At 69.1% G+C, this 13,518-nt stretch carries 11 protein-coding genes and 1 riboswitch; of the genes, 7 read left to right on the forward strand and 4 right to left on the reverse strand.

Annotated features, from left to right (window positions below):
- Positions 1-25 precede the first annotated feature (25 nt).
- Both mtnA and AV541_RS05405 read left to right on the forward strand, forming a co-directional pair.
- Complete coding sequence (gene mtnA / locus AV541_RS05400; protein WP_060384428.1) at positions 26-1,018, forward strand: S-methyl-5-thioribose-1-phosphate isomerase; 993 nt, start codon at positions 26-28, stop codon at positions 1,016-1,018.
- Positions 999-1,616, forward strand: coding sequence for a ComF family protein (locus tag AV541_RS05405; protein WP_060384429.1), 618 nt, complete (start codon positions 999-1,001; stop codon positions 1,614-1,616). Before mtnA ends, AV541_RS05405 begins: the two co-directional genes overlap by 20 nt.
- A gap of 31 nt (positions 1,617-1,647) precedes the next feature.
- Here the strand turns inward: AV541_RS05405 and AV541_RS05410 are convergent, their stop codons facing one another.
- From AV541_RS05410 to ileS, 4 genes are read right to left on the reverse strand one after another with little or no spacing between them, the layout of a single operon-like run.
- Positions 1,648-2,880, reverse strand: coding sequence for a murein hydrolase activator EnvC family protein (locus tag AV541_RS05410; protein ID WP_060384430.1), 1,233 nt, complete (start codon positions 2,878-2,880; stop codon positions 1,648-1,650).
- Position 2,881: 1 nt separating this feature from the next.
- Positions 2,882-3,736 carry a cell division protein FtsX gene (locus tag AV541_RS05415; protein ID WP_060384431.1) on the reverse strand — a complete coding sequence of 285 codons (855 nt, stop codon included), beginning with the start codon at positions 3,734-3,736 and terminating at the stop codon, positions 2,882-2,884.
- A gap of 23 nt (positions 3,737-3,759) precedes the next feature.
- Positions 3,760-4,794 (reverse strand): M24 family metallopeptidase, encoded by a 1,035-nt coding sequence (locus AV541_RS05420; protein WP_060384432.1) that lies wholly within the window; start codon positions 4,792-4,794, stop codon positions 3,760-3,762.
- Positions 4,795-4,854: 60 nt separating this feature from the next.
- Positions 4,855-7,986: an isoleucine--tRNA ligase gene (gene ileS, locus AV541_RS05425; RefSeq protein WP_060384433.1), complete on the reverse strand. Its 3,132-nt coding sequence runs from the start codon at positions 7,984-7,986 to the stop codon at positions 4,855-4,857.
- A 413-nt stretch (positions 7,987-8,399) separates the two neighbouring features.
- Here ileS and fsa point away from each other — a divergent pair, with 413 nt between their 5' ends.
- The 5 genes from fsa (at position 8,400) to AV541_RS05450 (ending at position 13,474) form a co-directional block, all read left to right on the forward strand.
- Positions 8,400-9,071 (forward strand): fructose-6-phosphate aldolase, encoded by a 672-nt coding sequence (gene fsa, locus AV541_RS05430; RefSeq protein WP_060384434.1) that lies wholly within the window; start codon positions 8,400-8,402, stop codon positions 9,069-9,071.
- Complete coding sequence (gene rho, locus AV541_RS05435) at positions 9,068-10,348, forward strand: transcription termination factor Rho (protein ID WP_060384435.1); 1,281 nt, start codon at positions 9,068-9,070, stop codon at positions 10,346-10,348. The genes fsa and rho overlap by 4 nt, the downstream gene beginning before the upstream one ends.
- An 83-nt stretch (positions 10,349-10,431) precedes the next feature.
- Positions 10,432-10,553: riboswitch (FMN riboswitch) on the forward strand.
- Between the two features lie 3 nt (positions 10,554-10,556).
- Entirely contained in the window at positions 10,557-11,690 is a 1,134-nt protein-coding gene (gene ribD / locus AV541_RS05440) for a bifunctional diaminohydroxyphosphoribosylaminopyrimidine deaminase/5-amino-6-(5-phosphoribosylamino)uracil reductase RibD (RefSeq protein WP_060384829.1), read from the forward strand.
- Positions 11,691-12,275 carry a riboflavin synthase gene (locus tag AV541_RS05445; RefSeq protein ID WP_060384436.1) on the forward strand — a complete coding sequence of 195 codons (585 nt, stop codon included), beginning with the start codon at positions 11,691-11,693 and terminating at the stop codon, positions 12,273-12,275.
- Positions 12,275-13,474 carry a bifunctional 3,4-dihydroxy-2-butanone-4-phosphate synthase/GTP cyclohydrolase II gene (locus tag AV541_RS05450; RefSeq protein ID WP_060384437.1) on the forward strand — a complete coding sequence of 400 codons (1,200 nt, stop codon included), beginning with the start codon at positions 12,275-12,277 and terminating at the stop codon, positions 13,472-13,474. The genes AV541_RS05445 and AV541_RS05450 overlap by 1 nt, the downstream gene beginning before the upstream one ends.
- The last annotated feature ends 44 nt before the right edge of the window (positions 13,475-13,518 follow it).

Here is a 13,518-nt window from a genome sequence, read left to right on the forward strand (position 1 = left end):
CGCCCGCTTTCCTTTAGGAGGCGGCGTGGATCGGGTGCTTCCCTTTCGCTTCGCGGAGGAGGAGGGGGTCTTCTGGCTTCTGGACCAGAGGCGCCTGCCCCAGGAGGAGGTTTACGTCCCGGTGCGCACCGCCCGGGAGATGGCCCAGGCCATCCGGGACATGGTGGTCCGGGGGGCGCCGGCCATCGGCGTCTCCGCCGCCTTCGGCATGGTCCTGGCCCACCTGGCGGGGGAGGACCTCGAGGAGGCGGACCGGAGGCTCAGGGCGAGCCGCCCCACGGCGGTGAACCTCTTCCACGCCCTGGACCGGATGCGCCCCTTTTGGGGGGACCTGGCGGGAAGCCTCCTCGAGGCGCGGCGCATCTGGCAAGAGGTGGAGGAAACGGAGGCGGCCATCAGCCGCCACGGCGCCCAGGTCCTCTGGGGCCAGGTCCTCACCCACTGCAACACGGGTCCCCTGGCCACGGGCGGCTACGGCACCGCCCTCGGGGCCATCGTGGAGGCCTACAGGCTTGGGCGGGTGCGGCACGTCTGGGTGGACGAGACCAGGCCCTACCTCCAAGGGGCCCGCCTCACCGCCTACGAGCTCCAGAAGGCGGGGGTACCCGCCACCCTGATCACCGACAGCATGGCGGGCTGGCTCATGGCCCGGGGAGCCGTGGACGCGGTGGTGGTGGGGGTGGACCGCATGGCCTTGAACGGGGACTTCGCCAACAAGGTGGGAACCTACGCCCTCGCCGTGCTGGCCCACCACCACGGGATCCCCTTCTACGCCGCCTTGCCCCTTTCCTCCGTGGACCCCCGGTTGGCGAGCGGGGAGGGCATCCCCATAGAGGAGCGTTCCCCGGAGGAGGTGGTGGCCTTCCGCGGCGTGCGGATCGCCCCCGAGGGGTTTCCCGCCTACCACCCCGCCTTTGACGTGACCCCCCATCGGTACCTCACGGGGATCATCACGGAGAAGGGGGTCCTCTACCCTCCCTTCGCTGAAGGGCTGCGGCGTGCCTTGGGGCTGGATTGAGGCCCTATTGGGCCACGCCTGTCCGGGGTGCGGCGGGCCCTTGGACCTTCCCGCCCTCTGCGGGCGTTGCCGGGCGGGCCTCGAGGCCTTCTCCACGGGGGAGATGGTCTACCTGGGCCACTACGCCCGGGTGGGTCCCTTGGTGCGGGCGCTGAAGTACGGGAGGCGGGAGGCCTTGGCCCGGGCGCTGGCCGAGCCCCTGGCCCGGGCCGTGGCCGCGAGGGGGTGGCGGCTCCAGGGCGTCACGGCGGTGCCCACCCTGCCCCACCGGCTCGCCCTCAGGGGCTACAACCCGCCCGAGGTTTTGGCCCGGGCCCTCGCCGAGGCCCTAGGGGTGCCCTACCGCCCGGTGCTCTTCCGGAGGCGGTACACCCCGGGCCAGCCCACCCGGGGCTTCAAGGAGCGCCGCCTCCTCCCGGGCGACCTCTTCGGGGCCCGGGTGCGGGTGGAGGGGACTTGGCTTTTGGTGGACGACGTCCTCACCAGCGGGGCCACCTTCCTCCGGGCCCGGGGAGCCCTCCTCGAGGCGGGGGCCGCCCACGTCTACGGGGCCTTCCTGGCGGTGCGGGACCCCAGGGCCTTGGGGCCTTACCGCTAAGCCCCTGCGCCTCGGGCACCCCGCCCCGGCCTCAGTAGTAGGCGCTCGGGTCCACGAAGCGGGTGGCGTCCCCGGTGCGGAGGGCCACGCGGAACTCCAGCTCGTTGGGCTGGATGAGGAGGCCCCCGCCCAGGTAGCCGATCACCTGTCCCTGGCGCACCCGGTCCCCCTCCTGCACCAAAGGGGCCTGCAGGTTGGTGTAGACGGTGGCCAGCTCTTCCGTATGGACCAGCATCACCGTGTAGCCCAGGTTGGGGAGGTACAAGACCCCGGCCACGTACCCGTCGGCGGCCGCCTGGACCGGGCTTCCCGGGGCGGGGGCGGCGATCACCTGGAAGGGGCCTTCCTTCCCGTAGGGGACGGCGATCCGTCCCCCGGGGACGGGGAAGGCGAGGCGGCCCACCGTGGCCGGAAGAGGGGGCGGCGGGACCACCACGCTGGCCTGGGCGGCCCGGCGGGCCTCCTCTTCCCGGCGCCGCCTCTCGGCCTCCTCCTGGAGGGCCTTTAGGCGCTGCCGTTCCTCCAGGAGCCGCTTTTGCAGCTCGGCCAGGCGGCTTTGGAGCTGGGCCCGCTCCTCGAGGGCGTCCCGGAGCAGGGCCTTCTTGCCCGCCTCCTCCCGCCTGAGCTCGGCGAGGACCGCTTCCAGCCCCCGCCGCTTCGCTTCCAACGCCCGCTGCGTCTCGGCGAGCTCCGCCTCCTTGGCCGTGAGGGACTGGACCAGAAGCTCCAGCCTCGCCTTCTCCTCCCTAAGGGCCTTCAGGGTGGCCTGGAGGGTCTTCACCAAGGCGGTGTCCTGGCGGGAGATGTACCCCACCCAGCGGGCCCGGACGGCGAGGTCGGTAAAGGACTCGGCCCTAAGCAAGGGAAGGTAGCGGCCTGCCCGCTCCCGGTGCAGGCTCACCATGAGGGCCTGGAGCCTTTCCCGCAAGGCCTCGAGGTCTTTCTCCAGCTTGGCGATCCTGGCCTCCGTTTGCCGCACCTCCTCCTCGAGGCGGGCCGTCTCTTGCTTAAGCCGCCGCCTTTCGGCCTCGAGGCGGGCGATCTCCTTTTCCAGGGCCGCCTTTTCCCCGAGGAGGTTCTTGAGCCTCTGGGAGATCTGGGCGAGCTCCCGGTTCAGCGCCTGGATGCGCTTCGCCGCCTCCTCCTCCAGGGCCCGGGCCCGGGCGGCCTGGGCTTCCAGGGCCTGGACGCGCTTTTCCTGGGCCGCGAGGTCCTGGCCCCAGGCGGGGGCAAGGAGGAGGAGGAGAAGGAGGAGGCGGCCCACCTCACACCTCCCGCAGGTGGGCCCGGCTTGCGGCGAAAGCCCCGCCTGCGCCCAGGACGAGGGCCAGGAGGAGGACGAGGCCCGCCGTCCGTCCCAGGTCCTCGGGGGAAAGGACGGGGACGAAGGGCAGGAGGGTTTGGACCGCCTGGGCCAAGGCCCGGTAGAGGAAGGCCCCCACGGCCACGGCGAGAAGCCCCGCCCCCAAGGTGAGGAGCGTTCCCTCCACGACGAAGGGGGCCTGGATGAACCGCCGGGTGGCGCCCACGAGGAGCATGATGCCCAGGGCCTCCCGCCGGCTTTCCACCGAGAGGCGGATGGAGCCCATGACGCTGAAGAAGGTGTTGAGGAGGAGAAGCCCCACGAGGACCAGCATGGCCACGCGGCTCCCCTGGAGGAGCTGGACGAGCCTTTCCGTGATCTCTCCCCCGTACTCCACCCCTTCCACCCCGGGGAGGCGGGCGAGGCGCTCCGCCACCCGCCGCACCGCCTCGGGTTCCCTAAGCCGCAGGCGCAGGGTGTCGGGCAGGGGGTTTTCCACCAGGTCCTTGGCCTCCGCCAGGTAGGGGTAGTCCAGGACCAGCTGGGCCAGGGCCTCCTCCTTGGTCTGGAGCCGGGCGGAGGCCACCTCGGGCCACTCCTGGATCTCGGCGAGAAGGCCTTCCACGTCCGCCTTGGCGCCGAGGAAGGCCGCCACCTCCAGCTCCCGCTCCATGGTCTGGACCACCCGCTCCAGGTTCCAGAGGAGGAGCCCCAGGAAGTAGAGCAGGGTGAAGGAGACCAGGGCGGTGAAGAAGGTGGCGAGGCTTGCCGTGGGGTGGCGGAAAACCTGCTTTAGCCCCTCGCGGATGGCGTACACGCCCCCATCTTACGGGCTTTGCATTAGAGCTCCTGAAAGTCCCGGGGAAAGCGGGAGAGGAGCTCCACGCCGCTTTCGGTGAGGAGGACGAGCTCCTCAAGCCGCACGCCCCCAAGCCCCGGCAGGTAGACCCCGGGCTCCACCGTGACCACCATGCCGGGCTCCAGGACGTCCTCGCCGTAGGGGGAGAGGCTCGGCCCCTCGTGGACGGCGAGGCCCACCCCGTGGCCCAGGGAGTGGACGAAGTAGCGGTCCAGCCCGTGGGCCTCCAGCGCTTTTCGGGCCACCGCGTCCACCTCCTTGCCCGTCTTCCCAGGGGCCAAGGCGGCGAGGGCCGCCTCCAGGGCCTCCGCCACCGCCTTGTAGGCCCGGCGGAGCTCCTCCTTGGGCCTGCCGAGGGCGAAGGTGCGGGTCATGTCCGAGTGGTACCCCTCAAGCCGCGCCCCGAGGTCCAGGGTGACGAGCTCCCCTGCCTTTAGGCGCTTCTCCGAGGCCCGCGCGTGGGGCAGGGCCCCCCGCTCCCCGGAGGCCACGATGGGGGGGAAGGCCGCCCCTTCGGCCCCCCGCCTTTTGAGGAAGAACTCCACCTCCAGGGCGATCTCCCGCTCCTCCACCCCGGGCCTGAGGAGGGGGAGGACGTGGGCCAGGGCCTCCTCCGCCAGGGCCTGGGCCTTGCGGATCCTTTCCACCTCCTCCGGGGTTTTGCGGAGCCGGAGCTTTTCCACCACCCCCTTGGTGGGCACCCACTCGGCGGGGACGAGCTCCCTCAGGCGCTCCAGGGCGGCGTAGGGGAGGTGCTCGGCCTCAAAGCCCACCCGGCCCTTCAGGGTCTTGAGGAGGGCCTCCCGCTCTTCCCGTCTGAGGACCTTGGCGGGGATGCGGCTTTCCCTTTCGGCCTCCGGGTAGCGGGGGTCGGTGAGGAGGAAGGCCCCTTCCCCCGTGATCAGGACCTGGGCGTCCTCGGGGTGGGGGAAGCCCGAAAGGTAGCGGACGTTCTCCGGCCGGGTGACGAGGAGGGCGTCAAGCCCGAGAGGTTCTAGGAGGTCCTTCGGCAGCACGGGGGCACTATACCCAAGGGCCTTCCCCCGGTAAAGCCCGGGGGGGCCTATGGGGCGGCCTCACGTTGCCCGGGCCAAGTGGAAGACCGCCTTGCCCTCCTCGTCCTCCACCCGGGCCTCAAACCCGCCGAAAAGGCCCTCCCCGAAGGCGGTGGCCAGCACCTCCTCGGCGATCCAGGCCCCGTGCCGCTTGAGGGCCTCGAGGTAGGGGCCCTCCGCCTCGTAGCCCACCCGGATCCGGTCCGAGACCCTGAGGCCCATGTCTTTGCGGGCCTGCTGCAGGAGGCGGATGAGGTCGCGGGCAAGGCCCTCCATGCGGAGCGCTTCCGTGACCTCCACCTTGAGGGCGGCCACGTACCCGTCCTTCTCCAGGGCCTGGTAGCCCTTGGGGGCCTCGGCCTCGAGGAGGACCTCCTCCGGGAGGAGGGTGAGGGCCTCGCCCTCCACCTCCAGGGGAATGGCCTCGCCCTTAAGCGCCAAGGTGGCGGCGCGCTCCCTTTCCCTCTGCAGGGCCTCCCGGATCTTGGGGACGAGCTTGCCGTACTTCCTCCCCAGGAGCTTGAGGTTGGGCAGGACCCGGTAGGAGAGGATCTCCTCCCCGGGTTCCAACACCCGCACCTCCTTAACGTTGAGTTCCTCGGCGATCTCGTGGGCGAAGCGCTTTAACCCCTCCCGCTCCAAGGCCGTGGGAGCGGTCACGAGGAGGAGGGGAAGGGGGGTGCGGGTCTTGACCCCGCTTTTCGCCCGGGCCGCCCGGGCCAGGTCCACCACCTTAAGCACCGCCCGCATCTGGGCCACCAGGGCCTCGTCCGCGAGGGCCGGGTCGGCCTCGGGCCAGTCGGCGAGATGGACGCTCTCCTTGGCCTCGGGCCGGACGCTCCGCACCAGGTTCTGCCACAGGACCTCAGCGAGGAAGGGGGTGAAGGGGGCAGCGAGGGTGGCCACCAGGACCAGGGCCTCGTAGAGGGTGGCGTAGGCCGCCTCCCGGTCCAGGGCGTCCTCGTTCTTCCAGAAGCGGCGCCGGTTCCTGCGGACGTACCACTGGGAGAGGTCCTCCACCACGAAGTCCCTCAGGGCGCGGGCGCTCGTGGTGGGGTCGTAGGCCTCGAGGGCCTCCGTCACCCTCTGGATGAGGTCCTGCATGCGGGCGAGGAGCCAGCGGTCCATCTCGGGCCGCTTCTTTGGGGGAGGGGGGTTCTTGAGGTCGGGCCGGTCCAGGTTGGCGTAGGTCACGAAGAAGCTGTAGACGTTCCAAAGGGTGAGGAAGTAGTCCCGCACCGTTTCCCGGACCAGGTTGGGCCCGAAGCGCCGGTCGGCCTCGGGGGGCGCGGAGACGTAGATGTACCACCTGAGGGCGTCCGCCCCAAACTCCCGGATGATGTCCCAGGGGTCCACCACGTTCCCCTTGGACTTGGACATCTTTTGGCCTTTCTCGTCCAGGATGAGGCCGTGACAGATCACGTTCTTGAAGGCGATGGAGCCGAAGAGCATCACCCCAAGCTGGTGGAGAGAGTTGAACCAGCCCCGGGTCTGATCAATCCCCTCGGCGATGAAGTCTGCGGGGAAGCTCTCCCGGAACGTCTCTTGGTGCTCAAAGGGGTAGTGTAAGGAGGCGAAGGGCATGGCCCCGGAGTCGTACCAGACGTCAATGACGTAGGGGACGCGGCGCATGGTCCCGCCGCAGGCACAGGCGAGCTCCACCTGGTCCACGTAGGGGCGGTGGGGGTCAAAGGGCTCGGGGAGGGGCTTGGTGGCCCTTTCCCTTAGCTCCTGGAAGCTCCCGATGGCCTCCTCCTTGCCGCACGCCTGGCAGACCCAGATGGGGAGGGGCGTCCCCCAGTAGCGGTTGCGGCTTAAGGCCCAGTCCACGAGGTTCTTGAGCCACTCCCCGTAGCGGCCCTCCTTGATGTGGGGGGGCACCCAGTTGATCTCCTGGTTCTTGCGGATGAGCTCGTCCTTGAAGAGGGTATTTTTGATGAACCAGCTCTCCGTGGCGTAGTACATGAGGGGGGTGGAGCAACGCCAGCAGTGGGGGTAGCTGTGGAGGTAGCCCTCTTCTTTGAAGAGAAGGCCCCGCCCCCTGAGGTCCCTTAGGATCGCCCGGTTGGCCTCGCGGAAGAAGAGGCCCTTAAACGGCTCCACGAGGAGCTTCCCCTCCTCGTCCACGGTCTTCAGGAGGGGAAGCCCGTAGACCCTCGCCGTCTCCAGGTCCTCGGCGCCGAAGGCGGGGGCCTGGTGGACGATGCCCGTCCCGTCCTCTTGGCTCACGTAGTCGGCGAGGACCACGAAGTAGCCCCTTTCCAGGGCCTGGGGGTAGGGGGGGGTGTAGGGGAGGCCCTCCAGGGCCTTGCCCGGGAAGGTTTTGAGGACCGGGGCTTCCTCGCCCAAAAGCTTCCTCCCCAGCCCCTCCTCCAGGATCAGGGCTTCTTCCCCCACCTGGAAGGCGGCGTAGGTGTACTCCGGGTGGACCGCCGCGGCCACGTTCCCGGGCAGGGTCCAGGGGGTGGTGGTCCAGATGAGGAGGCTCGCCTTCTTAAGGCCTAGCCGCTCAGGGGTCTTCAAGGGGAAGCGGACGTAGACCGAGGGGTCGGTGATCTCCTTGTACCCCAGAGCGACCTCGTGGGAGGAGAGGGGGGTGCCGCAGCGGGGGCAGTAGGGCACCACCTTGTGGTCCCGGTAAAGGAGGCCCCGGTCAAAAAGATTCTTCAAGCTCCACCAGATGCTCTCAATGTAGGTGGGTTCCAGGGTGGCGTAGGCGTTCTCCAGGTCCACCCAGTAGGCGATGCGCTCGGTAAAGACCTCCCACTCCTTCTCGTAGGTGAAGACGGACTCACGGCAGGCCTGGTTGAAGCGCTCAATGCCGTAGGCCTCAATCTCCCGCTTGCTCTTGAGGCCGAGCTTCTTCTCCACCTCGAGCTCCACGGGAAGCCCGTGGGTGTCCCAGCCCGCCCTCCGGGGTGCGTAGTAGCCCCGCATGGTCTTGTAGCGGGGGAAGAGGTCCTTGTAGCTCCGGGCCTGGGCGTGGCCCACGTGGGGGAGGCCGTTGGCGGTGGGGGGTCCTTCGTAGACGACGTAGCGGGGACCACCCTTGCGGTTTTCCACGCTCTTTTGGAAGATCTTTTCCCGCTTCCAGAAGGCCAAAACCTCCTCTTCCAGCTTGGGAAAGTTGGGCTCGCCGACCTCCTTGAACATCTCCCACCTCCTAGCAAAACGCCCGCGCCCGAAGGCGCGGACGAAAGCCACAAAAGGCTTCCGCGGTACCACCGCGCTTCCTGGGGAAGCCCCCAGGCCCTCGTTGGGGCGCGATCACGGGCGCCACCCGGCGGGCATTACTCGGGGCCTTGGGCCCCTTTCCTCCCGCGGCTCCGGGGCGATCTTCCCGCCTGCCCTCACCGCCGGGCTCCCACCCTCCCCGGCTCGCTTGGGGCTCTTGGGCAGGGGTACTCTCCCCATCCTCGCCTTTACACCGCCTGCTTCCTGGGGTAAAATCCCCCGTCGGCGGCTAAGCCCATGCTAGCAGCCCATGCCCTGGCTTGACAACGCCCGCCCGGGGCCTGCTAGACTGAGGCCAAGCCGAAACCATCCCACGCCACAAGGAGCCAGCCATGGAGCTTTACTTGGACACCGCGAGCTTGGAGGAGATACGGGAGATCGCCGCTTGGGGGGTGCTCTCCGGGGTGACCACCAACCCCACCTTGGTGGCCAAGGCCTTCGCCGCCAAGGGGGAGGCCCTGACCGAGGAGGCCTTCGCCGCCCACCTACGGGCGATCTGCGAAACGGCGGGCGGCCCGGTTTCGGCGGAGGTGACGGCCCTCGAGGCCGAGGCCATGGTGGCGGAGGGCAGGCGGCTTGCCGCCATCCACCCCCAGATCGTGGTCAAGCTCCCCACCACCGAGGAGGGCCTCAAGGCCTGCAAGCGCCTTGCCGCCGAGGGGATCAAGGTCAACATGACCCTGATCTTCTCCGCCAACCAGGCCCTCCTTGCCGCCCGGGCGGGGGCCAGCTACGTGAGCCCCTTCCTGGGGCGGGTGGACGACATTTCCTGGGACGGGGGGGAGCTCCTTCGGGAGATCGTGGAGATGATCCAGGTCCAGGACCTTCCCGTCAAGGTCATCGCCGCCTCCATCCGCCACCCCCGGCACGTCACCGAGGCCGCCCTTCTTGGGGCGGACATCGCCACCATGCCCTACGCTGTTTTTAAGCAACTCCTGAAGCACCCCCTCACGGACATTGGCCTTAAGCGCTTTTTGGAGGATTGGGAGAAGGTTAAGCCATGAGAAGAAAGGAAAACCTGCAGGAAACCCCCCTAACTTACCAGGAGCTTGCCAGCAAGATCCTGCCCGAGCTCCACCTCCTGGCCCAGGAGGCGGGCATTGAAGGTTACAAGCGCATGAAGAAGGACCAGCTCATCATGGCCCTCCTGGAGCGGCAGACCCAGGGAGAGGGGCTGAGGCTGGTCAAGGGCTACCTGGAGATCAGCCAGGACGGGTACGGCTTCCTCACCGAGAACCTCCACAACCTGGAGTCCCGGGTGGCCATCGTCTCGGCGGGGCTCATCAAGCAGTACGCCCTGAGGGCCGGGGACTACGTGGTGGGCCAGGCCAGGCCGCCCCGGGAGAACGAGCGCTACGCCACCCTCCTCAAGGTGGAGGCGGTGAACAACCTGGACCCCGAGGCCGCCAAGAACCGCCCCCGCTTTGACGAGCTCATCCCCCAGTTCCCCGACCGGCAGATCAAGCTGGAGACCACGCCGGACGAGCTCTCTACCCGGGTCATTGACCTCCTCGCCCCCATCGGCCGGGGGCAGCGGGGCCTCATCGTGGCCCCTCCCAAGGCGGGGAAGACCACCCTCCTCAAGAAGATCGCCAACGCCGTCCTCAAGAACGAGCCCGACATCAAGGTCATCGTCCTCCTCATTGACGAGCGCCCCGAGGAGGTCACGGACTTCCGGGAGAGCGTCCAAGGCGCCGAGGTCATCGCCAGCACCTTTGACGAGCCGCCCCAGAACCACATCCGGGTAGCGGAGTTCGTCCACGAGCGGGCCAAGCGCATCGTGGAGGAGGGTGGGCATGTGATGATCCTTCTGGACTCCATCACCCGCCTGGCCCGGGCGAACAACCTGGTGACCCCGCCCACGGGGCGGACCCTCTCGGGCGGTCTGGACTCCGCCGCCCTCTACTTCCCCAAGCGCTTCCTGGGGGCGGCCCGGAACATCCGGGGGGGCGGGAGCCTCACCATCCTGGCCACCGCCCTCGTGGAGACGGGTAGCCGCATGGACGACGTCATCTTTGAGGAGTTCAAGGGGACGGGCAACATGGAGCTCCACCTCTCCCGCCGCCTCGAGGAGCGCCGCATCTTCCCCGCCATCGACATCCTCAAGTCCGGCACCCGCCGGGAAGAGCTCCTTCTCGGTGAGGAGGTCACCCACAAGATGTGGCTTCTCCGGAAGGTCCTGGCGGATATGGACCCCGCGGAGGCCATGGAGATGCTCCTCGCCCGGCTCGCCCGCACCAAGAACAACAAGGAGTTCCTGGCCTCCCTGGCGGCCCGCTGATCCATCCCCTCGGGTTCCGGTGCCGTCCTCCCGGGGGCGCCGGGGCCCACAACGGGATGGTATACTAAGGCCAGGTGCTTCGGCACCTCCTTCGGGGCGGGGTGGAAGTCCCCACCGGCGGTGAAAGCCCGCGAAGCCCCTAATGGGGCCCGACCCGGTGGAATTCCGGGGCCGACGGTGAAAGTCCGGATGGGAGAAGGAGGGCCACTTGCGCGATCTGGACGAGCGCTTTCTGCGTAGAGCCCTGCAGCTTGCCGAAAGGGCCCGGGGCCACACGAGCCCGAACCCCCTGGTGGGGGCGGTCCTGGTAAGGGAAGGCCGGATCGTGGGCGAGGGGTTCCATCCCAGGGCGGGGGAACCCCACGCCGAGGTCCTCGCCCTAAGGGAGGCGGGGGAGCTTGCCCGGGGGGCCACGGCCTATGTGACCCTCGAGCCCTGCGACCACTTCGGGCGCACCCCGCCTTGTTCCCTTGCCCTCCTGGAGGCCGGGGTTTCCCGGGTGGTGGTGGCGGCCCGGGAGGAAAACCCCGTGGCCCGAGGGGGGCTTGCGCGCCTGCGGGCGGGGGGGGTCCAGGTGGAGGCGGGCCTTTTGGAGGCCGAGGCCCGGGCTCAGAACGAGGTCTTCTTCACTGTGCAGAAAAAGGGCCTTCCCTTCGTCCTCCTCAAGGCGGCCCTCACCCTGGACGGGAAGGTGGCCGCCCCTTCGGGGGACGCCCGCTGGATCTCCTCGGAGGCGAGCCGCCGCGTGGCCCACGCCTACCGGCAGTGGCTTCCCGCCGTGATGGTGGGGGTGGGGACCGTCCTAAAGGACGACCCCGCCCTCACCGTGCGGGAACCCGACTTCCGCCCCTTTCCCCTCATGGTGGAGCCCCCGCCCCTCCGCGACCCCCTCAAGGTGGTCCTGGATACCGAGGCGAGGACGCCCCCCACGGCCCGCCTTTTCCAAAAGGGTCCAAGGGGCGAACCTGCCCGGGTCCTGGTCTTCGTGGGGGAGGGGGCTCCGAGGGCGCGGGTTTCCGCCCTGGAGGAGGCGGGGGCCCGGGTGGTGGCCCTCCCCCGGGAAGGGGGGCGGGTGGACCCGGAAAGGGCCCTGGCCTTCCTCCTGGAAGAGGGGGTGGACGGGGTGCTCCTGGAGGGGGGGCCGAGGCTTGCCGGGGCCTTTTTGGAAAGGGGCCTGGTGGACAAGCTCGCCCTCTTCCTCGCCCCCCGGATCCTGGGGGAGGGGAGGGGGCTTGCCGAGGGCTTTAGGGTGGAGCGGGTGGCGGAGGCCCTCCGCCTTCGCCTTGCCCGCAGGGAGTGGCTGGGGGAGGACCTCTGGCTCGAGGCCTACCCGGAGGGATAGATGTTCACGGGACTTGTGGAGGAAACCGGAGAGATCCTAAAAGTGGAGGAAGGGCCCTTCCTCCGGGTCCACATCGCCGCCCGGAAGGTGCTGGAGGACCTTAAGGAGGGGGACTCGGTGGCGGTGGACGGGGTCTGCCTCACCGCCGTCCGGGTGGACGGGGAGGGGTTTTGGGTGGAGCTCGCCCGGGAGACCCTGCGCCGCACCGCCCCCACCTGGCGGGTGGGCCACCGCCCCAACCTGGAAAGGGCCTTAAGGGTGGGGGACCGGCTTGGGGGGCACTTCGTCACCGGGCACGTGGACGGGGTGGCGAGGCTTTGGGAGGTCCGCGAGGCCCCCGGGGCCAAGGACTTCTACTTCCTCCCCCCCAAGGCGCTCGCCCCCTACATCGCCGAGAAGGGGAGCGTGGCCCTAAACGGGGTTTCCCTCACGGTGGCGGGGCTTGCCGGGGAGGCCTTCTGGGTGACCCTCATCCCCCACACCCTAAAGGTGACCAACCTGGGGGAGCTTAAGGTGGGGGATGGGGTGAACCTCGAGGTGGACCTCATCGCCCGGTACGTGGCGCGGCTTTTGGGGAGAGCGTGATGGAAGGGATCGCCAGCGTCAAGGAACTTCTGGAGGAGCTCAAGGCGGGCCGCCCCGTGATCCTGGTGGACGACGAGGACCGGGAGAACGAGGGCGACCTCATCATGGCGGCGGAGCACGTGACCCCGGAGTGGGTGAACTTCATGCTCAAGGAGTGCCGGGGCCTCCTCTGCGTGGCCCTCACGGAGGAGAGGGCCAAGGCCCTGGACCTCCCCCTCATGGTGGAGAAAAACCAAGACCCCCAAGGGACCCGCTTCACCGTGAGCGTGGACGCCCGGGGGACGACCACGGGGATCAGCGCTTACGAGCGGGCGGCCACCATCAGGCTCCTCGCCGACCCCGAGGCCACGGCCCAGGACTTCCGCCGTCCCGGGCACGTCTTCCCCCTGGTGGCGAGGCCCGGGGGGGTTCTGCGCCGCGCCGGGCACACCGAGGCCACGGTGGACCTGTTGCGCCTCGCCGGCCTCACCCCGGTGGGGAGCCTCATTGAGATCCTCAAGGAGGACGGCACCATGGCCCGCCTGCCGGACCTCTTGGCCTTCGCTAGGAGGCACGGCCTCAAGGTGGGCACCATCGCCGACCTCATCCGCTTCCGCTTGGAGCGGGGTGACCTTTACGTAAGGCGGGAGGCGGAGGCCCTGCTCCCCACCCGCTTTGGGGAGTTCCGCATCCTGGGCTACCGCGACCCCCTCACGGGGGAGGAGCACGCCGCCTTGGTCATGGGAAGCTGGGAGCCGGAGGAGCCCGTCCTCGTGCGCATGCACTCCGAGTGCCTCACCGGGGACGCCCTCCACTCCTTAAGGTGCGACTGCGGCTTCCAGAGGGACCTGGCCCTAGAGAGGATCGCCGAGGAGGGGAAGGGGGTCTTGGTCTACCTGAGGCAGGAGGGGCGGGGGATCGGCCTTGTGAACAAGATCAAGGCCTACCACCTCCAGGACCAGGGGCTGGATACGGTGGAGGCCAACCTGGCCTTAGGCTTTCCCCCGGACCTAAGGGACTACGGCGTGGGGGCCCAGATCCTCTACGACCTCGGGGTGCGGAAGATGCGCCTCCTCACCAACAATCCCAGGAAGGTCCGGGCCCTTTCCGGCTTCGGCATAGAGATCGTGGAGCGCATCCCCTTGAGGGCCGGGGACAACCCCTTTAACGAGCGCTACCTCCAGGCCAAGAAGGAGAAGCTCGGGCACTGGATGGATTGAGGCCGCTCTGCGCCTCCGGCGAAGGGGCTCCGGGAGGAGGGGGG

Source organism: Thermus parvatiensis, assembly GCF_001535545.1.
Lineage (GTDB): Bacteria > Deinococcota > Deinococci > Deinococcales > Thermaceae > Thermus > Thermus parvatiensis.